The 20,876-nt window shown below is 48.0% G+C and carries 15 protein-coding genes and 1 pseudogene; 7 read left to right on the forward strand and 9 right to left on the reverse strand.

Going from position 1 to position 20,876, the window contains the following annotated elements; translation table 11 throughout:
* Positions 1-127: pseudogene (locus ACXLDX_RS13705) on the forward strand (dihydrolipoyl dehydrogenase family protein); the annotation flags it as partial.
* Between the two features lie 58 nt (positions 128-185).
* Positions 186-2,543 (forward strand): ATP-dependent helicase, encoded by a 2,358-nt coding sequence (locus ACXLDX_RS13710; protein WP_457577750.1) that lies wholly within the window; start codon positions 186-188, stop codon positions 2,541-2,543.
* Positions 2,544-2,564: 21 nt separating this feature from the next.
* Here the strand turns inward: ACXLDX_RS13710 and ACXLDX_RS13715 are convergent, their stop codons facing one another.
* Positions 2,565-4,199, reverse strand: a complete 1,635-nt coding sequence (locus ACXLDX_RS13715; RefSeq protein WP_457577751.1) for a PAS domain-containing protein — start codon at positions 4,197-4,199, stop codon at positions 2,565-2,567.
* A gap of 347 nt (positions 4,200-4,546) precedes the next feature.
* On the opposite strand from ACXLDX_RS13715, the gene ACXLDX_RS13720 reads away from it, so the two are divergent.
* Together ACXLDX_RS13720 and ACXLDX_RS13725 are read left to right on the forward strand one after the other, a co-directional pair.
* Positions 4,547-5,665, forward strand: coding sequence for an ABC transporter substrate-binding protein (locus tag ACXLDX_RS13720; protein WP_457577752.1), 1,119 nt, complete (start codon positions 4,547-4,549; stop codon positions 5,663-5,665).
* Positions 5,666-8,602, forward strand: coding sequence for a hybrid sensor histidine kinase/response regulator (locus ACXLDX_RS13725; protein WP_457577753.1), 2,937 nt, complete (start codon positions 5,666-5,668; stop codon positions 8,600-8,602).
* A 185-nt stretch (positions 8,603-8,787) separates the two neighbouring features.
* Here ACXLDX_RS13725 and ACXLDX_RS13730 read toward each other — a convergent pair whose 3' ends face one another.
* Positions 8,788-10,392 carry a protein adenylyltransferase SelO gene (locus tag ACXLDX_RS13730; RefSeq protein ID WP_457577754.1) on the reverse strand — a complete coding sequence of 535 codons (1,605 nt, stop codon included), beginning with the start codon at positions 10,390-10,392 and terminating at the stop codon, positions 8,788-8,790.
* A gap of 507 nt (positions 10,393-10,899) precedes the next feature.
* Here ACXLDX_RS13730 and ACXLDX_RS13735 point away from each other — a divergent pair.
* Positions 10,900-11,610: a hypothetical protein gene (locus ACXLDX_RS13735; RefSeq protein ID WP_457577755.1), complete on the forward strand. Its 711-nt coding sequence runs from the start codon at positions 10,900-10,902 to the stop codon at positions 11,608-11,610.
* A 65-nt stretch (positions 11,611-11,675) separates the two neighbouring features.
* On the opposite strand, the gene ACXLDX_RS13740 is transcribed toward ACXLDX_RS13735, so the two are convergent.
* From ACXLDX_RS13740 to ACXLDX_RS13760, 5 genes are all read right to left on the reverse strand, one after another.
* A complete protein-coding gene (locus tag ACXLDX_RS13740) occupies positions 11,676-12,572 on the reverse strand; it encodes a MinD/ParA family ATP-binding protein (RefSeq protein ID WP_457577756.1) in 897 nt (298 codons plus the stop codon).
* Positions 12,573-12,580: 8 nt separating this feature from the next.
* The gene (locus tag ACXLDX_RS13745; RefSeq protein ID WP_457577757.1) at positions 12,581-12,883 is read right to left on the reverse strand and encodes a hypothetical protein; all 303 of its coding nucleotides are present in this window, start codon (positions 12,881-12,883) and stop codon (positions 12,581-12,583) included.
* A 264-nt stretch (positions 12,884-13,147) separates the two neighbouring features.
* The gene (locus tag ACXLDX_RS13750) at positions 13,148-13,930 is read right to left on the reverse strand and encodes an SIR2 family NAD-dependent protein deacylase (RefSeq protein ID WP_457577758.1); all 783 of its coding nucleotides are present in this window, start codon (positions 13,928-13,930) and stop codon (positions 13,148-13,150) included.
* On the reverse strand, positions 13,927-14,307 hold the full coding sequence (locus tag ACXLDX_RS13755; RefSeq protein ID WP_457577759.1) for a DnaJ family domain-containing protein: 381 nt from the start codon (positions 14,305-14,307) through the stop codon (positions 13,927-13,929). The genes ACXLDX_RS13750 and ACXLDX_RS13755 overlap by 4 nt, the downstream gene beginning before the upstream one ends.
* 60 nt (positions 14,308-14,367) lie before the next feature.
* Positions 14,368-15,063 (reverse strand): alpha/beta hydrolase, encoded by a 696-nt coding sequence (locus tag ACXLDX_RS13760; protein WP_457577760.1) that lies wholly within the window; start codon positions 15,061-15,063, stop codon positions 14,368-14,370.
* A 254-nt stretch (positions 15,064-15,317) separates the two neighbouring features.
* Here ACXLDX_RS13760 and ACXLDX_RS13765 point away from each other — a divergent pair, with 254 nt between their 5' ends.
* Positions 15,318-15,713 (forward strand): GatB/YqeY domain-containing protein, encoded by a 396-nt coding sequence (locus ACXLDX_RS13765; protein WP_457577761.1) that lies wholly within the window; start codon positions 15,318-15,320, stop codon positions 15,711-15,713.
* A 260-nt stretch (positions 15,714-15,973) separates the two neighbouring features.
* The gene (gene htpX / locus ACXLDX_RS13770) at positions 15,974-16,807 is read left to right on the forward strand and encodes a protease HtpX (protein WP_457577764.1); all 834 of its coding nucleotides are present in this window, start codon (positions 15,974-15,976) and stop codon (positions 16,805-16,807) included.
* Positions 16,808-16,865: 58 nt separating this feature from the next.
* On the opposite strand, the gene ACXLDX_RS13775 is transcribed toward htpX, so the two are convergent.
* A complete protein-coding gene (locus ACXLDX_RS13775) occupies positions 16,866-17,711 on the reverse strand; it encodes a 50S ribosomal protein L11 methyltransferase (protein ID WP_457577762.1) in 846 nt (281 codons plus the stop codon).
* Positions 17,712-17,867: 156 nt separating this feature from the next.
* Positions 17,868-20,852, reverse strand: a complete 2,985-nt coding sequence (locus ACXLDX_RS13780; protein ID WP_457577763.1) for a methyl-accepting chemotaxis protein — start codon at positions 20,850-20,852, stop codon at positions 17,868-17,870.
* Positions 20,853-20,876 lie beyond the last annotated feature (24 nt).

Below are 20,876 nucleotides of genomic sequence, written 5' to 3' on the forward strand. Positions count from 1 at the left end.
GGGTGCCAACGCGGAAGACATCAGCAGAACTGTTCATGCTCATCCGACTCTTGCGGAGACTTTTGCTTTTGCAGCAGAAATTGTCGATGGTTCCATTACTGATCTGCTTCCGGCAAATAAAAAGTAATGTGATTTATCACGGCGCCCTGGTGGCTGTTCGAAAGGGAGGCGAGTGAGTTTTTTTTATGGAGCTGACGGCTGAACAGTTGAAGATTATCCAACATGGTGAAGGGCATGCGCGGGTAAGTGCGGTTGCCGGCTCCGGTAAAACGACCACCATGATTGGTCGTATAGGTCATCTGCTCAGGAATGGGGTGCAGGCTGAAGAGTTGCTGGTGCTGATGTTCAACCGTTCAGCCCGGGACGGTTTTGTTCTGTCCATGGAAAAGCAATTGAAGGATTGCGCATCCCTGCCTGAGATACGTACCTTCCATTCCCTCGGTTACAGGCTTGTGGCGAGTTTTGTCAAGCGTGGCGTTTTGCCGTCATATACCCTTGTGACTGAGGAGTATGTCTTTGAAAAAATGGCAAAACAGGTTGCGGCCCAGCTCTATCGTCGGGAAAATGGCGGCCATATTTCCGGAGAAGATGAGGAAGAATTCCTTACCTTTATTGATCAGGTCAAAGCAACAGTGGAGCCTGCCGGCAAAGTTTTTGACCTGTTGCATTTTCCCGATCGTTTACGCTATTTTATTGAGGCATTTGCTTTTTTCGAGCAGGTGAGACAGGAGAGGAGGATACGATTTTATAATGATCTGATTTATGAACCACTGCAGGCACTGCGTGATGATCCTCTGCTGGTGAAGTGGGTGGAGAACAGGGTTGATCATATCATAGTCGATGAGTATCAGGACATCAATGAAGTACAGCAGCATCTTCTTCTCCTGCTTGCGGGTCAACGCGCACAGGTTATGGTCGTGGGTGATGTTGATCAGTGTATTTACGAGTGGAGAGGGGCGCGGCCGGATTTTATTGTTAAACGGTTCCACCGTGATTTTCCCGGGCCGGTGAATTATACTCTCTCCCGGACATTTCGTTTTGGTCACCGACTTTCTCTGGCTGCTAATTATCTTATCCACAATAATATCCTGAGGGATGAAAAACTCTGTATTTCCGACACCACTACTCCTGATACACAGATTTCATATATGGAGGAGAATGGAGGAAAACATCCGATCCTGGCTGTGGTCGATCGGTGGCGTGGGCAGGGAAGAAGTCTGGAGGAAATTGCGGTGCTGGTTCGGATGTATGCCCATAGCGTTCCTCTGGAGCTGGCCCTGCTGGATGCCGGTATTCCCTACAGACTCGAGGGACACGAACGGGTTTTTGATTGTGGTGAAATAGTTGCTCTTCTCGGCTATCTACAACTGTCGCTCGGTATTCTGGGAACAGAGTCTGAAGAAAAAAAATTCAGGACGGTTGTGGCCATGTTGTCCCAGCCACATCTTGGAGTGCGCCAGAGAGAGCTTGAGCAGCTTGCCCGGCAGGTAGCGCAGAATCCCCTGGCTGGAGCAGACGTAATTGAAGCGGCAGTGAATGATACCATGCCGTCCTTTATTCAGAAGCGTTTTTTCAATGCCGCAGAAAACTGGAGGTGGATAAAAAAGAGTTTTTCAGATTCCCGCACGGATTTAGTATTACGCGGAATAGTTGAAAAAATTGATCTGTATTCTTTTTATTCTAAATTTTCGGTGAGAAACACAACAGCCGAAAACCGTATAAAAACCTGTGAGGTGTTCATCGATTTTGCGGGAAAACAGGGAATGGCGCCCGAACAGTTTTTAAGAAAAATTGAAGAACTTCGTTTCCCCGATGGGGCAACTGACAGGAAGAGTCTGCTTATCACCTCCATCCACCGGGCTAAAGGACTGGAATGGCCACTGGTTGTTATTCCGGGTCTTGAAGACGGCAGTTTTCCCCTGTTTCAGGATATGTCTGCGGGGGAGAGCCTGGAGGATGAGAGGAGACTGTTTTATGTGGCAATGACCAGAGCTGTGGAAGAGGTCGTTTTTATTTATCCCCGGGACAGGCTGTTGAGAAAAGCCATGAAAACAGGCAGGAGCCGTTGTCCGGGTGAGCAGATACAGGCCAGTCGTTTTCTTTATGAGGCAAGATTGTCTTTTTCCGATAAACTGGGTGGAGCCGTCAGCCGACGGACGGGCGAGGCGGAAAATATTGTTCTGCAGGGCGATGAAAGCGGTATCGCCGCCAGATATCTGCGGGCCATGAACATTTCCTTTACTGTCGGTCCGGGAATGCCGGATGATTCTGAATCGTCCGGGAAAACTGATAAACCGGCCCGGTCTTCACAGGCTGATGAAAATCCCGATTGCGATAATACAACCTTAAGTCGCAGATTTTCGGATAAAAAAATTTTGCAGATTGACGAGATAGCCGAAGGTCTTGCAGTATGGCATGAGAAATTCGGTTGTGGTACAGTTACAGCGGTCAAAGATAGAAAACAGGGCCGACTGCAGGTCCTTTTTGCTGATCATGGTGAAGTGATCCTTCTGGCACGCTATGCCGGGTTGCGTTCCGGATGAAACAAGAACCGGTGATGGTCATCAGGCCGTGGTTTCTTCAGCAAGTAACTGTTTTGTATCAGTCATGCAGTAGCGGTCTTTTCCCCGGTGTTTTGCCGTATACATTGCCATATCTGCCAGTCGTATCAATTGATCCGGCTCTTCTCCATGGTCCGGGTAAAGAGCTATGCCTATGCTGATGCTGATCGCAGATTTTCCATACCTTTTGTCCATGTCGGTTCGTACGGAACCGCAGAGTTTCTCGGCCACCAGTTTCGCATCAAGGCTGTCTGTTATCTGGGGAAGGGCGATGACAAATTCATCTCCTCCCCAGCGGCAGAGAATGTCGGAGTCTCTCAGTGTGTTCTGCAGGGAATCTGACAGCTCAATCAGGAAAAGATCCCCCCTTTCGTGTCCATAGCTGTCATTGATACGTTTGAAGTTGTCGAGGTCAAGAAACAGGATGCCTATCTGGTCTTTGTTTCGTCTGGCTCTGAGGATCATCTGTTTCAGGAGGTCATGGAACAGTCGCCTGTTCGGCAGCCTGGTGAGGGAGTCGTGATAGGCCATGTGGAGTAGCTGCTGCCTGGCTCTGGTGAGGTCGGTAATGTCATGGAGCGTGACAACTGCGCCAATCTTTTTTCCGTTATTGTCATACATTGCCTGACCGTTAACCCGCAGTGTCTGCCGCTTTCCATCACTTGAGAATATAACAATTTCTTCGTTTCGTATTTTTTCTCCCGCGAGGGCTCTTGAGAGGGGGATTTCTTCCATTGAAAGGGGAGTCTGCCCATCCGGCTTGAACAGGCTGAAGTATTCAGTCCACTTATGTTGTGGAACACTTTGAAGGTCTGCGCCATGGATTTTTACACTGGCCGGGTTGAACAGGGACAGATATCCCTCTGCATCGCAGACGACAATGCCGTCCCTGGTATGTTCCAGAACCGCTTCCTGAAATTTCTTCTGCCTGGCGAGTTCGGTCTGGGCCTGTTTGAGGGAAGTGATATCGAGAAAATACCAGATCCTGCCGACATATTTTTCTTCGTTGTAAACCGGATATGAATGTCGATAAAAGGTCCGGCCATCCCTGAGCTCGATTTCGTCAACGCTTTTTTCATTCGGATGTTCATATAAATACATCACTTTCTGCATGAAAACTTCAGGTTCGCAGACTTGTTCGATAACTGTTTCCAGGCTGTCGAGATCATTGCGGCAATTTTCAATGAAATGGGGAATTCTCCACATGCGCAGGAATTCACTGTTATAGGAAATCATTTCCATTTTGTCATTGATCAGAAGGATTCCCGCAGGATTCTGGCGATATTGTTCCTGCAGAAGAGTATTTTCCTGTACACCGGATGATTGGAGCAGCTTTTCCTGATAAACCAGGGCCAGCAGGTTGTTGTTGCTTAATCTGGATAATTTCAGGGTTAAAGGGCCGGCATGGCCTGGCTGTGTCGCCAGTGTCGCCTCATATTGTACTGGATCTCCATATTTTACCCGTTTGAGGATGCGGACAAAATCAGGCCTGTATTTTTTTTCCAGAAAATTCTGAAAAAACTGATTGATCGGGGAAGAGTGCTCGCAATTGAAAAACTTTGTCGCCAGTGGATTCAGACGGAGAATTCGTGCGTCCGGTTGCAGCTCAAAGGCGGGGCAGGGGAGATCGTTAAGCATGATTTTCATGAGTAGTGTTTTACGCAATAAGTCTGTTATGAAATCAGTGGCACTGTATCAAACAGTTGGAGCATCTGTCAACAGGTAACATGAAAAAACGTCGAGGGTGATTGCGACATCTCTCTCTTCGTCTGACAAGCACTTGACTTCAAACCAGCCGTTTTGTAGTGTAAAATGTACCCTGTATAAAAAGAAAGTGGATTATCTGCTAATTGTTATGGAGGCTGGACCGAAGGGAGGTGAGTGACTTTATTCAGCAGATTTAATCGTGAATTTTACGATTGTTTTCAAGATGTCATCAAGATAATTTCTGCGGAACTGTTACAGATTAAGGGAAAGGAGAAAGTATGAGAAGACAGCTCTGTTTTCCGGCAGCTTTTTTCGTGCCTGTATTTATTCTTTTCTTCCTGGTTTCCTGCCAGAACCAGGGGGAGTCGATCAAGCTCGGTCTGGCAATTAACCTGAGTGGTCGCGGAGGAGCCGCCGGAGAACATATTCGTAATGGAGCCCTCCTGGCTGTTGAAGAAATTAATGAGCAGGGAGGGATAAACGGCCGCCCCCTTGAGCTTTTGATTCGCGATGACAGAAACAGCAGTGAGGGAATACAACAGGCGGACCAGTTTCTTCTCGATCGGAAAGTTGTGGCTGTGATAGGTCACAGTACATCAAGAAATACATTGATAGCTTACCCTGCAGTCACTTCCAGGAAAACCTTGCTCATTACCCCATATGCCGCCACTGACCGACTGACCGGCAGGGATGATCTGTTTCTTCGTACTCAGGTAAGCTGCGATCTTTACGGGAAAAAGGCGGCAGAACTGTTTAGACGCGATTCCGTTGCTTCTGTTGCCCTGCTGATGGATTTGAGCAATAGTGAATTTGTCATGGACTGGGCTGCTTCTCTGAAACGATCGTTTTCAGGAAAAATAACGGAAGTTCATTTTAATTCAAGCGAAGAACCGAACTGGGAACATATCAGCAGAGATCTCCTGTCCCCAAAACCTGATGCGGTTCTTTTTCTTGCCGAAGCAAGTATGACAGGGATAGCCCTGCAGAAGATAAAGACCGCCGGATTCAAAGGAAGGTTGTTTTCTTCCGTCTGGGCTCATACCCCTGAGTTGTTCAGATATTCGGGGCAGGCGGCGGAAGGACTTACTCTTATAACATTTATCGATCCTGAAAATTCAAGGCCCCGTTATCTCAATTTTTCTTTAAAAATGAGAAAAATTTTCAAAACTGCAGCTAATCCACGTTCTACAAGGGCCTATGAGGTGGTTAATATTCTGGCTGACGGGTTAAGACGGTGCAATAAAATAACAGGCATTGAACTGAAAAAAGCTCTGCTTGCAGCAGAGTATGATACCCTGATGGGACGTGTTCGGTTTGATAAATATGGTGACGTACTGCGTCCTGTCTATGAAGTTGTGGTTCGCGGGAAGAGATTTCATAACAATGGAGAAATATAGGTGACGCCGCAACCCCTGCAAAAAAAAATAAATCTGATGTTTTCTGCTGTCGCCGTCTGTGTTTTTCTTATTGTGGTTTTTATCAGTGGTTTTCTGGAATACCAGCGTGTCAGGGATGAGTTTTCAACCGTGATGTCGGCAAGGATTAATGTTGCCCGGGCCTTGATGAAAAATGCCCTCAGTTTTACGGACAGTCTGGTGCAGTCTCTTATGCATGATATCCCGCCGGGCAGGTTTGATGAACTGGTCTCCCGGCTTGATGCTTCCGGCTATTTTAACCTGTCGGGGGACAGTTTCTATGTACTTGACGCAGGAGGAAAGGTTGTCCATATTTCAAAACCGTACTCCCAGTATATCGGTGTGGATTTCAGTGCCATTGTTATGAACGGTTTCAGTGGAAAAAGTCATGAATATCACTATTTTCAGTCTCTTTTGACAAAGGAGTCGGTGGTTGCAATTCAATATCCGCTCTATGATGGATATCTCCTGGTGATAGAGCGGGGGGTAGATAATTTTATTTTAATTATGAAAAGTTTCAGAAAGGGAAGACTGTATGAAGGAGAACAGCTGTTCGTTCTTTCTGAAAAAGGTAGAGTAATTTACCATCCTGATGAGCTGCTGATGACTACCCGCTACAATCTCGGTTTTGATCTCAGGCAACAGACGGAATCAGATTCCTTTGGTCTTTTTTCCTTCCAGTACTATGGGAAGCACTGTGTTGCGATCAAAGAAAACTTTGGTGAGCCGGCCGGTTGGATCATTTATTACAGTGTTCCCTCCTCTGTCATGTTGCAGGCAATTAAAAAAGTGCTGCTGCACCAGGTCGGTTTTCTGTTTGTCCTTTTTTTATTATTGTTTTCCGTTATTCATTTTATCTTTAAGCATTTTTTTTCACGACCTGTGAGAAACATTGTCGGAGCACTTGAAACTTCGGGAGAGGAAAATGATTTGTTTCTTGATTCTGCCAATCTTTCCGGTGGTATTCTCGAGTTCGAGGCAATTGTATCCGCTATTCAGAAGCGTGACGAAGAAGTTGCCGGTACGGTTGAGAGATTTCAGGCAGTTCTCGACAGTCTGGACGCTATTGTTTATGTCTCGGATCTTGAAACATATGAACTCCTGTTTATGAACAGTTATGCGCAGAATATCTGCGGAGAGTGCATTGGCAAAAAATGTTATACAAGTTTTCATCGCGGGGATTCACCCTGTGAATTCTGCACAAATGAGTTTCTTGTAAATGAGCATGGTGAACCTGCCGAGGTGTTTGTCTGGGAATATGAGAGCAGTATTACAGGACAGTGGTTTGAATGTCGGGATCAGGCTATACGATGGACCGACGGAAGACTAGTCAGGATGGAAATTGCAACGGACATAACGGGAAGAAAACAGGCAGAGGAAGCGTTGATAGCCGAAAAGGAGAGACTTTCCGTGACTCTTCGTTCAATTGGAGACGGTGTTATTACAACTGATGTTGAAGGAAAAATAGTTTTTCTGAATAAAGTAGCGGAAGAATTGACCGGCTGGTGTTCCCGGGAGGCGGAAGGAAGACCGTCCACAGAAGTTTTTCAAATCATCAACGAGAAAACCGGGAAAAAATGTGCCAGTCCGGTCCAGCGGGTCATGGAACTGGGACGTATTGTCGGGCTGGCAAATCATACCGGCCTCATTGCCCGGGACGGTTCTGTCCGGTCGATTGCGGACAGTGGAGCCCCTATCAGAGATAAAGAGTCGAAAATTATAGGAGTTGTCCTTGTATTTAGGGACATCACCAATGAAAAGAAAATGGAAGAAGAGTTGCTGAAGGTAAGGAAGCTTGAATCGGTTGGAGTCCTTGCCGGAGGAATTGCTCATGATTTTAATAATATACTCTCTGCAATACTGGGGAATATAGAGCTGGCTGCATTCCGGTTGAAAAGTGAAGACGGGGAGGCGAAAACCCTTCTGACCGAAGCGAGAAGGGCCACAAAACGGGCGACAAAACTGACACGGCAGCTTCTGACTTTCTCAAAAGGTGGTGAGCCGATCAGGGAAGCTGCTTCTCTGGCCGAATTAATTATGGAGTCGGCGGATTTTATTCTCAGGGGGAGTCAGGTGGTCTGCAAACACGAAATTCCTGAAAATCTCTGGATGGTGGAAGTGGACAGCGGACAGATCAGTCAGGTTATTCAAAATATAATACTGAATGCCAAGCACGCCATGCCGGAAGGCGGAACCATTACGGTGCGTTGTGCCAACGTTGAAGATCCGGCCAGGGAAGCACTTCTCAGTGTTGATAAAGGGTATTATGTCCGCATTACTCTTTCTGATACGGGCGTGGGAATTCCCGGGACCATAATTAATAAAATCTTCGACCCGTATTTTTCAACCAAGCAGGAAGGGAGTGGCCTGGGACTGGCCATCTGTTATTCGATTATCAATAAACATGACGGATTTCTTACGGTTAATTCCAGTCCGGGAAAGGGTGCCGTATTTACTATATATCTCCCGGCCATAATAACCTGTGGTGAAAAGGTGAGCGAAAAACCACAACCAGGCTCAGCTGTGAAAGCGGCCAGGGTCCTGGTTATGGATGATGACGGCATGTTGAGGGAACTGGCCAGGTCCCAGTTACAGGCACTGGGGCATTCAACTGTTCTGGTTGCGGACGGAGAGCAGGCAGTGAATAAATACCAGGAACTGCAGGACAGCGGTCATCCGGTTGATCTTGTGATTATGGATCTGACTATTCCGGGCGGAATGGGGGGGCAGGAGGCGGCCCGGAGACTTCTCAGGCTTGATGCAGGGGCGAAAATTGTGGTGGCCAGTGGTTATTCCAATGATCCGGTTCTGGCAAATTACAGGGAGTACGGTTTTTGTGCGGCTGTGGCAAAGCCGTTTGATCTGGGAGAATTGTCAAAGGTTATCGAATGCGCATTAGACCCGATGTGGTCGGATTGAACTATTCGCAATCCGCGGGAGTCGGTTGTTGATTATTGAAATACACGCAGTTACAGTTCAGAGGTAATAAAATCACAGAGTTGCTACCCCCTGTGACCAATTACAATAAAACAGGACTGTTTCCAGGTTTACAGGTGCAGGATTCAGGTGATACCAGGTGGTGCAGTGTTCATGAGAAATTCAGATCAAGAGCTGCATGAGAGCATGGAGCAGCCGGGACGGTTTCGGGCCCATTCGGGACGTTTTTGGGCAAAGTGTTTTTTATCCGGTTGTTCATCATAGGGGTGTCGTATGAGATTCTGGAGTTCCTCTATCATTGTTGTATCACCGTTTTCCGCCTTGTCAATAGCCTGCTGGGCCAGGTAGTTGCGCAGGATATATTTGGGATTGGTCCGGTTCATTCGTTCTGTTCGCTCCTGGCCTGTCTGTTCGTCTTCCTGGAGGCGTTTCCTGTATTTTCGCAGCCAGGTTGAAAGACGGGTTGTGTATTCTTTATTTATCTGTTCGGGAAGATAGTATGCGTCCCTGAGCGGAACAGGAATGGACTGGTCATTTTCCTGGATCGGGGAGATTTCAGCAAGATTTCTGAAGAAAATGGTCATGTCTGTTTCAACTGATTGCAGGATGGTCGTCAGTTCATGAATCAGGGTATCATCGGTCTGGGGTTGAAAAGTTTTCAGACCAAGTTTTTTCGCCATCATCAAATTCCATTTTTCCTGGAAGGAACTGGTATAGAGATTCAGTGCTTCCTGCAGAGGGATGGTGTCGTTGATCAGGGGGTAAATGGCATTTGCCAGCTGGAGCAGATTCCATTGACCGATATGGGGTTGATTTTTAAAACAGTAACGGCGTCCCTGGCTGTCTGTTGTGTTTGGGGTCCAGTTCGGGTCAAAATTTTCCAACCATCCGTAGGGACCATAATCAATGGTCAGTCCTGTAATCGACATGTTATCACTATTCATAACCCCGTGGACGAAACCGACACGCATCCAGTGAACAAGAAGAGTTGCCGTTCTTTCGCAGATTTCATTATACCATTGAAGATATGTTGCCGTTGATGGCTTCCCCAGGTGAGGGAAATCAGTGCGAATGGTAAAATCCACCAGTTGTTTGAGCAGGTCGGTCTCTTTTCTGGATGCCGGGAGTTCAAAGTTACCGAAGCGAATAAAGGACGGAGCAACCCGGCAGACAACAGCGCCCGGCTCTTTTTTGGGGTGTCCATCGTAGAACATGTCTCTTGTCACCTGGTCACCCGTGCTGATGAGACTTAAGGCTCTTGTGGTGGGAATACCGAGGTGGTGCATGGCTTCACTGCAGAGGAATTCCCGCAGAGATGATCGCAGCACGGCCAGGCCGTCAGCCGACCGTGAATAGGGAGTTGGCCCGGCCCCCTTCAACTGCAGGGTCCAGTGAGAAATTTTCCCTGTATCCACTTCTCCCAGGTTTATTGCCCGGCCATCCCCCAGTTGTCCCGCCCAGTTGCCGAACTGGTGTCCGCCGTAACACATGGCATAAGGATTCATTCCGGCAAGAAGCCGGTTCCCCACAAAAACTTCCGTGAAATCATTGCTTCGGCATGTTTCGATGGAGATACCCAGGAGTCGGGCAACTTCCGGACTGAAGGCCAGAAGACGGGGAGAGGATGCCTTTCTGGGAGTTACGCTGGAATAACAGGCGCCCCGTACCTGCCTGCGGGAGTTTTCCAGGACAGGATCACCGGGAAGATCTCTGAAGAAGCGATTATTAAAAGTCAGGTCATCAAGTGATGGAACAGGTAGAGAAATATTCATGCTCACCAGTATAAGCATGCCACAATGTGTTATCAAGAGCAGGGCAGGGGTTATCTTTTCATAAAACGTGAATACAATGTCCGCAGAAGCCTGCCAAAGAATCCGTGGGAAAAAGATTTATCCGGAGCAAGGAGTGAGAAAAAAGGTTTCTTTCCACTGCCCTGTAGCTTAAAATCCGATTGGAATTTTTGACCGCAGGTGGGGCATACCACAACCAGTCCTCCGATATTATGGGGAAAACGCAGTTTCTGCCCACATTGCTCACATTTCAGGATAGTATATTCCGGCATATATGGAATTTTTTAATTGTTTGTTTGAAAATCCACGGCTGGGGGGGGTGTTACGCCGCAGTCGGGGTTTTCGTCAGCTTGTTGAAGTCGGGCCATAGACCCCGGCGATGCCGGCTTGTCTTGTAATCCTATGGCAAAAGGTGTGTTGCCACAGTTGGTTTTTCTCAGTTCATCGTTGAGAATTTTACCGGATTTGGATTGAAGGGAGAACAAAAAAATGATCATAAGAATTCTTATTGCCGGTTTTGCGTCTTCTGTGACCGGTATAAGTTATCTGGTCGGTCTGGCCAGGTTGACAACCGCTCTTCTTTTAGGTTTTGGTTCCCTTGTTGCCTTTGTATTCGGTCTGCTGTTTCTCCTGCCACCGGAGGAGGGGCGTCTCTGGTTCCCTCTTTACGGTGAAGCACCACCATGGCCGTTTTTTATTATCTGCGTCCTTCTTCTCGGGGCAATATTTTTTTTGTTCAGACAAAATTCGGATTTTGAAGTTGTGGAGGAAGTGTCCGGAGACCATTTCAAGTTTCTTCTTGGAGGGGTCGGAGGGTATCTTCTGACCTTTTTTACCGCTGTCTATTTCTGGTTTCCTTCAGAGGAAAGAAAGCTGGCTACGGGTGAGTCCGGTCTGGCTGTTGGCGCACTGGTGGGAACATCTGTTTTTTTTCTGGGCCTGACTGTTTCCCTGTATCTTCTGTACCGTGCTTCACGGGGCAGTTCTCCGGAACGACCGGACTTGATGAGGCGTTTTGTCCTCGCCCTTTTTGCCTTCCTGCAATTTGACAAATTGCCCGCTCTTGCGGCGTATCTTCTTGTGTACTCTCCTGAAACTCCGGTTATTTTTCCTCACATGGCGGCTTTTGCCCTGGCCACGTATATTCCGGTTGCCCTGTTTCTGCTGAAAACAGTAAGAAGGATGCGGCAGGAAGGGTGAAATCCCCTGCCATGGTCAATTACGAACTGTTGACGTAACTCCTCACAGGGGAAAACTCTTTGATTTTATTGCCTGCCGGCAAAGAGTTCAATGACCTTTGCAATCTTATCCGCCATGGTGTTAAGAGCAATGGAGGCCGGAGCATCGGCAAAGAGTTCGCACACGGGAATATAAGCCTTCAATGCTTCTCCTACAGCATTGTCTTCCGGAATTTCCCCCAGGGGCGGAATTTCAATCCCCAGGTATTTTGAGGTGAGTGAATTGAGTTTTTTCCTGTTGACACGACCATTGACGGAATCACGGTTGACCACCAGGAGGGGGTGGAAATATTTCAGTGCATGCTGGGCTTTTTCCCTGGCCCCTTCCTGGGTTTCTTCCGCCAGCCTGAATACCTGGGCAAGAGAGGTGAAATGCTGTTTTTTCAAAGTGCTGCTGACCTGGCTGCGGGAGAGAAAACTCCCCAGGACCCTGCGGATGGTCGCCAGCTGCAGGAAGGTGTAAAAATCCAGAATTGATGTGGGGTCCGGCAGAGTCACACAGATCTGGATATCGGAAAACATGAAGAAGTCCAGGGAGTGGTAGTTGGTTCCCGCACCCACATCGATCAATACCACATCCGCATCGAGGGTTGATATGGCGCGAAGGAGCCGTTGTTTTTCCTGGTAACTCATATTGGACGTCTGCAGGGTGTTGCCTGTGCCGGGCAGGAATTGCAGACCGTTGTAGGAATAAAAAGTGTGCAGAGCATTCTGCAGTGTATCGACTTTTCTTGTCAGAAAATCAGTCAGTGAATACTTCGGCTCAAAGAGGCCGAACAGCAGGTGGGTGTCAGCCCCTCCCACGTCCAGATCAAGCAGGCATACTTTTTTCCCTTTCCGGGCGAGAAGAAGTGCCAGGTTGGCAATGATCATTGTCTTTCCGGTACCGCCTTTTCCGGATCCTATGGAGATGGTTGTAGCCATAATTAGTGTCAGTTTTTGCGCCGCCTGCTGCGGATTTCATAGATGCGCTGTGCCCGTTTCAGGGCTGTTTTTAAATCCGTTACAGTGTTTACTGGTGCACTCCACAGTTCCCAGCCTTCTCTGGAGCGCAGGATAATCTTGTTATTTTGACAGAGGAGGACCGTCTCTTCCAGTAGTTCTTTATATTCATTTTCTCTCTTTTCCTGGGGTGGTGGTGCTGGTTTTTTATGCTGGATGCAGGAAGAGCAGAGTTCTCCCTCATTGTTGCCAAAAAGATTGAGAACGCCCCCGCAGTCTTTACAGAATTGCATTGAACCCCTTGTCCGCCAGGAAAAAAGTATACTGTCGTCTGTGAGTAATTGCAGTTCAGAGGCTGTCAACTCGCAGGGTTGTTATTCCTGTGAGCAGTTACGCCGTCTGTTGTTGAACCATTCCACTGAATTCTATCAAAGAAACATGACGGAGTCACTTTTTCCCCAAAAAAATCCAGTTCGAATGTCTTTTCGGCTGATGGAGAGATAATATTTAGCTTGAGTATCCGATGTCAGAACAGAAAAATCATGGTCTGTGAGCAATTACAACTGGTGGACAGCTTCGCTGAAAAGGGGGAGGGTAATGCCAAGATCTCCATGGAAAAAATAGTCGGACAGGGGGGAATGACCTGAAAGTCCGGAGGTGGAAAGTGCCTGTTCCCGGTTGAATTCATACACCAGGCCGCCCCGCTGTTTGACTGTATGGGGAAGGGTTGCAGCGGGATAAACCTGGGCCGAGGTACCTATGACAAGGAGGAGATCGCAGCTGTGGATTAATTCCTGGATGGAATCGAGGTTGTGAACCTGTTCACCGAAGAGGACGATATTGGGCTTCAATGGGTAATCACACAGGCTGCAGCGGGGAATATCATTCCCTGTAAAGTGGTCGGCGCGAACTTCCATGAGGTCGCCGCATTGCAGACAGTGCAGATGATTATGATCTCCATGTATTTCAAGAACATTCCTGCTGCCGGCTGCCTGGTGCAGGTTGTCGACATTCTGCGTTACAATGCCGGCCAGGAAATTCTGTTTTTCCAGTTCCGCCAGGATAACATGGGCCCTGTTCGGTTTTTTGTTCAGCAGTTCCCTGCCCAGAGTTCTGTACAGTTCCCATGCCTTTGCCGGGTTATCGAGAAAGACCTGGAGTGTGGCATATTCTTCGGGGGAAAACCTGCTCCAGAGTCCGCCTCTGCTCCTGAAATCGGCGATGCCGCTGGCGACAGAGATCCCTGCCCCGGTGAGGGCAACGGCGCGGTCGGCTTTCCTGAATTTTCGGGCTGCTTCTTCCAGAACAGTATCTGTTGTCTGTGGGGTAATGGTCTTCATGGCTGCTTTTTTATTTTGACTTTTTCCACAACTTTTCGATAATAGTCATCCTGTTGGGCGATATTGGAAGTTTTTCCCCGACGGGCATCAATTTTCATGAGGAGGACACTCAGCTTTTTCATCTGTTTCAGACGGATATGTTCGTCTTCTGTTGCGGCAATCAATTCTTCCAGACGTTTTACCTCTTTTCGTTCTTCAATCTCGGGTGGCAGGTAACCGCTGTTTTTCAAGATCTTGTAGGCCATTTTCAGATCGTCGGGGATCTGGCTGTCGTCTTCCATAGGCAGGGGCCTGTTCTTCCATTTTCCAACAGTGAGATCGCCGTTCTTCAGGGCTTCCTGTATCTTCTGTTCGGCAATAAAGGCTATTGAATCCATAAATAATATAATTCCTGTTTTTTCATGAAACTCAGCAATATTGGAGACGTGCCTGCTGTGTCAGGCTGGGTTTGGAATAGAATGCCCCAAGCCCTTCTGGAAGAGTATTTTCCGCAGCCAGTTGCCGATATCTGTAATCTGTTCCGGACAGACCGCATGTTCCATGGGATAGTTTTTGTAATTGACACTGTAACCTGCCTTGATAAGTTGTGTCGTCGCTTTCTGTCCAAGACTCTCCGGGACTACCGGATCATATATGCCGTGCTGGACAGCAATGGGGATGTTTTTGTTTTCATCGCTTAATGTAATTGTGTCAACGGTGGCAAAATAAGTCGACATGGCCAGAAGACCACCCAGGGGAAGGGAACAGCTGAGAGCCACCTGGAAGGCCACTGCACCGCCCTGGGAGAAACCGGCAATGATGATTCTTCTGGAATCAATTCCCTTTTCCAGTTCCCGGGTAATAAAATCACCAATCCTGGCGGCGGATCGCAGGAGTTGGTCTGTGTCCACCTTCCTGTCGATTTCCATTTCCAGTATATCATACCAGGCAGGCATGACGAAACCTCCATTGACCGTGACGGGAATGGCTGGAGCATGGGGAAAGATAAAGCGTATATGCGCGGTTTCCGGTAACCGCAGCTCTGGAACAATGGGGGCAAAATCATTGCCGTCGGCTCCCAGGCCATGAAGCCAGATTACTGTGGCGTCAGGATTAGTACCCGTTTCTAATTCTATGGCGGGAAGAAGTGTCATGGGATTGCGCCTCGGTGAAAAATGATTATTTTGATGAATTCCTGGAGAAAAAAGAAATTCTGATTACGTTAAAATTCAGCCTGATAAAGCAGGCACCTCCACAATTCAGCGGAGTTTCATGGGTAATCAAGAAAGAAATACAGTATCGTATTATACATGAAAACAATTGCAGGGGACATGAGAAAAAAAGTAATTTCTTAATGCACCCGTTAAGCAGCTGGTTACAGAGAAACAGGTGAGGAAAAAGAATGAGCATGCAGGAGAAATTTAAGGATGAACTGCAGGTGGCGATCAAGGCAAAGGACAGCGATCGCACCGGTGCAATACGTATCCTGATAGGAGAGTTCCAGCGACAGCGCGAAAAAAAGCTCAGTGATGATCAGGTTATCGCTATCATCAGAAAACTGATAAAATCGGAAAAAGAGCTGCTGGCAGCGGCGGGAAAGGAGAGTTCCGGTTTTCTCACCGTTATGGAAGGTTATCTGCCGAGACAGGCTGGTGAAGAGGAAATCAGGGCCTGGATTAAGGAAAATGTTGATTTTGAGAGTTTCGCAAACCCGATGCAGGCGATGAGACCTGTCATGAACCATTTTTCCGGGCGGGCGGATGGAAATACCGTAAAAAAAATTCTTATGGCATGTAATCAATGAGTTCGGATTCTTCGTTTGCCTGGTGGAGATGACAATGTTCCGTCAACGCTGCTCTGAAGCGCAGGATTCAGATATTACTCCATTGAAAAAATACTGATTGTGCACGAAACTCAGCCTGACTCCGGGTGGCGGGAGATATCACCTCGCTGGCCCGGGTATCCCTTCGTATGCTGAGTTTCGTGGGTAATCAGAAAAAATATTAACTTTTTGAAAATGGAGGTAGAAGCGTGTTACGTATAATTTTGTTTCTGGCAACGAATATGGCAATACTGGTTTTGCTGGGTATTGTTATGTCTGTCCTGGGAATTGATTCAAGGAGCACTTCCGGTCTGCTTGTCATGGCTGGAATGTTTGGTATGGGAGGATCGTTTATTTCCCTGGCCATGTCCAAATGGATTGCCAAAAAATCAACAGGGGCCGTGGTTATTGAACAACCTGCAAATCCCACGGAAAAATGGTTGGTGGACAGTGTTGCCCGCATGGCGGAAAAAGCGGAAATCGGAATGCCGGAGGTTGCTGTTTATCAGTCTCCTGATTTGAATGCCTTTGCAACGGGAATGAACAAGAATAATGCCCTTGTTGCCGTGAGCACGGGGCTGCTGCAGAATATGAGCCGGGATGAGGTGGAAGCGGTACTTGCCCACGAGATAACCCATGTGGCCTGCGGGGACATGGTGACCCTGTCGCTTATCCAGGGAGTATTGAACACCTTTGTTATTTTCCTGTCTCGTATTGCCGCAAATATTCTTGACAATGTTCTGGGGAGTGATGAGGATGGCGGCGGACTGGGCTTTATGGGTTATATGGCTGTTACCATTGTCCTGGAAATGGTCCTGGGGCTCTTTGCGTCGATAATTGTCATGTGGTTTTCAAGAAAACGTGAGTTTACCGCTGACAAGGGGGCAGCCTATCTCACGTCGAGTGCAAAAATGGTAGGCGCTTTGCGTCGGCTGCAGGCGCATCATGAACCATCTCATCTTCCGGAACAGGTTGCCGCTTTCGGGATCCGTCCGAGAGAAGGGGGGCTGGCCAGTCTTTTCAGGAGTCACCCACCGCTGGAAGAGCGTATTGCCGCCCTTGAGCGGCTGTCGTAGACTTACCCGGGTGGCACGGTTTGCCGGGCCGTCTGCCACCCGGAATCTCTGGCTATTTTCAGGTTGATTCTTCTCTGGTAATACCGAGCATTGTATGCCAGATATTGTCCTCACTCCAGCGTTTCACTATAAGCACCGGCCGCGTTGCCAGGTAGGCAGAGACTTTTTTTTCCTCACTTCTGAGTAACCCGGAGAGGACAAACCATTTCTGTCGTAGAAAACCGTCAGTGCGGATCACTTTTTTCATTACCTCGTAATGGATATTGGCTACAAGAAGGTCCGTGGCTCTTGCGGTAAACTGTTCGGCCCTGCCGTTCACCACCACGATATTTTTCCTGAGATCATTCAGATGGACGTTGCTCAGGGCTGTTTTGCAGGCAAGCAGGTTGTAGTCAACGGCAATTGCTTTGCTGCAGCCAAGTCGGCCGGCAGCCAGGGCGAGGATTCCTGTGCCGCAGCCAAGGTCCAGCATGGTTTGTACTTTTCCACCGGTGCAGGCAATATCAATGGCCTCCAGGCAGGCCCGGGTGGTGGGATGGGTGCCGTTGCCGAAAACAACACCGGAATCAATCGTGAGGGCAATTTCATTCTCCGCCGGAGTTGCTTTAATCCATGGGGGATTCAGGAGAAAACGACCAATTCGTACAGGTTCTATGGTTCCTCCCTGCCACTGTTCATAAGTCATTTCAAATTCATCAAGCAACTTCAGGCCCGGAAGATTATCACAAATTTTTTCAACTTCTTTTCTCGCGGGCGCGGTAAAAAAGAGAAACGAGAAATCGTCTTCGACCCAGTTGCCGATGAACGTTTCCATCTTCAGCCGGGCAGAGCGGGGAACAATTCCTTCAATATAATAAATGGAGAGGACAGTGTCGGGGCGCAGGTATGCCTGTAGAGTTTTCATTTTCTGGAAAAAAAGAGTAGAGGAATCAGGGTTATTGTGGGGTTTTAACAGGTGCGGAATGATATGGCAATATTGATTTGTCAGTGCCTGTCCAGAAAGGAGGTGGAGTTGTAACCTGCCTGCAGGTTTTTCCCGGCAGGCAGGTTGTCTGAGAATTTACAGTTTAAAGCCGCTGACCATATCCTTGAGTTTTTCCGCAGTTTTCGACAGTTCTGCAGCACTGTTCTGTACTTCTTCGCTGGATGTGGCCATTTCGGCGGAGGCTTGACTGACCATGCTGATATCTCCTGCTATCTGGGTTGTGACCGTGGAGCTTTGGGCCACGTTTTCATTGACTTCTGTTAATCCCTGGGCCGCCTGAGCCACATTTGAGGCAATTTCATCAGTGGCGGAAGTCTGCTCCCGTACAGCGCCTGTAATTGTTTTGACGGTATCATTAACAGTATTGATTACAGCGGTTATACGTTCTATCTGGTTCACTGTTTCAGTGGTTGAATTCTGGATATCCTCAATCTGGTTTTTTATCTGGTCGGTCGCCTCAGCGGTCTGCTTGGCGAGTTCCTTGATTTCATTTGCGACCACCCCAAATCCTTTTCCGGCCTCTCCCGCCCGGGCCGCTTCAATGGTCGCATTCAGCGCCAGGAGGTTCGTCTGCCCGGAAATATCAGTGATCACTTCGGTTACCTTGCTGATTTCACTGGCAGCACGGCCGAGTTGCTGTACTTTGGCTGTAGCACTTTTTGCCTCTTCAACGGCTTCGCTGGTTACTTTTCCCGCCTGTTCCGTGTTACTGTTGACGTCTGAAATTGTTGCCGTCATTTCTTCGGCTGCCGACGCTACAATATTCATATTGGTTGTGGTTTCCTCCGTTGCCGCAGCGATGGAATCCATGTTCACACTCATTTCCTCTGCAGCTGTGGCAACAGAACTTGACTGGCTGGAAACGTTTTCAGCTCCGCTGGACATCTGTTCCGCAATGGCCGAAAGTTCCGTGGTGGCGGCAGAAACGGTACTGACACCTTCGACCACCTCTTTGAACATGCCCTGCAGTTTAAAGATAAAGGCATTGAAGTTTGTGGAAAGTGATTGCAGTTCATCATAGTTGGCCATTGCATAGACTTTGCATTCCCGGCAGTCGGTTATCCTGCCACTGGTTACTTCGACGCAGTCGGGGGTTTCGGCCATGGTGCCGCTTATTTCCCAGCATAGTCCTCGTTTGCCATAGCTTTTACAGCCTGGCTCATTACAGTCCATGACTTCCGAACACGCGGGACAGTCAACTTTGAGACGCTGGGTGAGGTCTCCTTCTCCCTGGGAGAGTTCTTTGAGGTTGTTGACAACGGTTTTAATCGGTCCCATTACCATTCTCAAAAGAATGAACGATATTCCTGTGACGGCGAAAATACTGATCAGCATTACTATCCCCGTTGTTTTCTGCAGTGCTTTCACCGGGGCGAGGGCCTCTGCTGCATCAATTTCCGCTATCAGGGCCCAATGGAGATCCTGGATTTTGACCGGGGTAAAGCTGGAGAGAACAAGGTTGCCGTTGTAATCAGTTATGATTTCAGTCCCCTCTTTACCCTGCAGGCTTTTTTGTGTAGCAATTGTGTTTACTTTGCCCCTGTCGGGCCTTGCAAAAGATGCTTGAACAGAATGATTTTTCGTATCAAGAAAGGAGTCTGAGCGCATCAGCATGTCCGGGCCGACGAGATATGTTTCGCCGGAAGCTCCCATTCCTTCCCTCTGTTGCATGATTCCATTGATGGCGTCCAGGGAGAGCTGCAGGGCTATGACGGCTTCAATTCTGCCGTTACTTGATATATATGGTTGGGCGATAAAAGCGGCTGGTTCATTGTTGCTTGGTGGATAGGGGGCAAAATCGGCGATTCCAAATGACTTTCTGTTAATAACTGAATGCACCAGCTTTCCGAGGTTGGAGGAAGCATATTTTCCGTTTAAAAAATTGGTGTGCAAATCGGCTTCTTTGGCTGCAGTATAAAAGCAGAAACCATCGGGGTTGAGAAGAAAAAGATCATAGTATCCATAGGCTTTCACATATTTCTCGAAATATTCCCCACCATCCGTATTAACCGGGCTGAAGGCTTCCGCAAGATCAATTTCTGAAACAATGGCCCACCTTAATCCTGCAAGATCAAGAGGTGCGGCGGCGGAGAGCACCTGGTTTCCATTGTAGTCCTTTATCACTCCTGTTCTGTCTTCACCGGCAAGAGCCCAGTGTACTGCCTCTGTATCGACCTTTCCTTTTTCGGGATTGGCAAAAGATGATTTTACGGAATGGAATTCGGGATCGAGAAAGGAGTTCGAACGCATGAGCAGGTCACGGCCCACCAGATATGTTTCACCTGTTTTTCCAAGACCGGTGCGTTCATCCATGATGGATTGCAGTTTATCCATGGAAAGCTGGAGAGCAACTACACCCGTCTGTTTTCCTTTGAAAAGAATGGGGGCAGCTATGAATGCGGCAGGCTCATTATTGCTGGGGGCGTATGGGGCAAAATCGATCAGAACTGTTTTTCCCTGGCTGGCACCTCTGAAAGCCCGGGCAAGGCCACTGTCTTTGTATGGTCCGGAGATCAGGTTGGTTCGGTAGTCGGCTTCCTTTGCCTGTGTATGGACCACAACACCTTGCGGATTGATGACAAAGAAATCATAATAGCCGGTTGCCTGGATAAAAGTGTCAATGATTGAGGCAAACCGTTTATATTCGGGTGTCATTTCGCCAGTGGCAAGATAGTTTTCATACTGGTTCATTCCTTTTGTGCAGATGGAGCGGCTTTGCTGAGCTGCGATATCTGTCTGCCACTGGCGGGCCAGTTCTATGACAGCTTTTTTCTTGTTTTTCTGGATGGCATTGAGTTGTTCAAATGCTTTTTCTCTGAGAGTTCCCACTGTTTCCAGAAGAACCTCCATATCTCCTTTTCGCTCTTTGAAGAAATTTTCAATCTGTTTCTTTTTAATTTCTCTTACACTGTTTAATTGTCTGAAGCTGGCTGTTTTAAGAGCTTTGCTGGCCTGATAAGAGGAAATGAGACCACTGACGGCCAGGGGCAGGATGCCGATAAACAGGAAAGCCAGGACCAGTTTAACTCCGATTCGTTTGAAAAAACGGTGCAGTTTCATTTTTCCTCCTTTGAGTTTCTTCGT

It is taken from the genome of Desulfomarina sp., assembly GCF_054039375.1.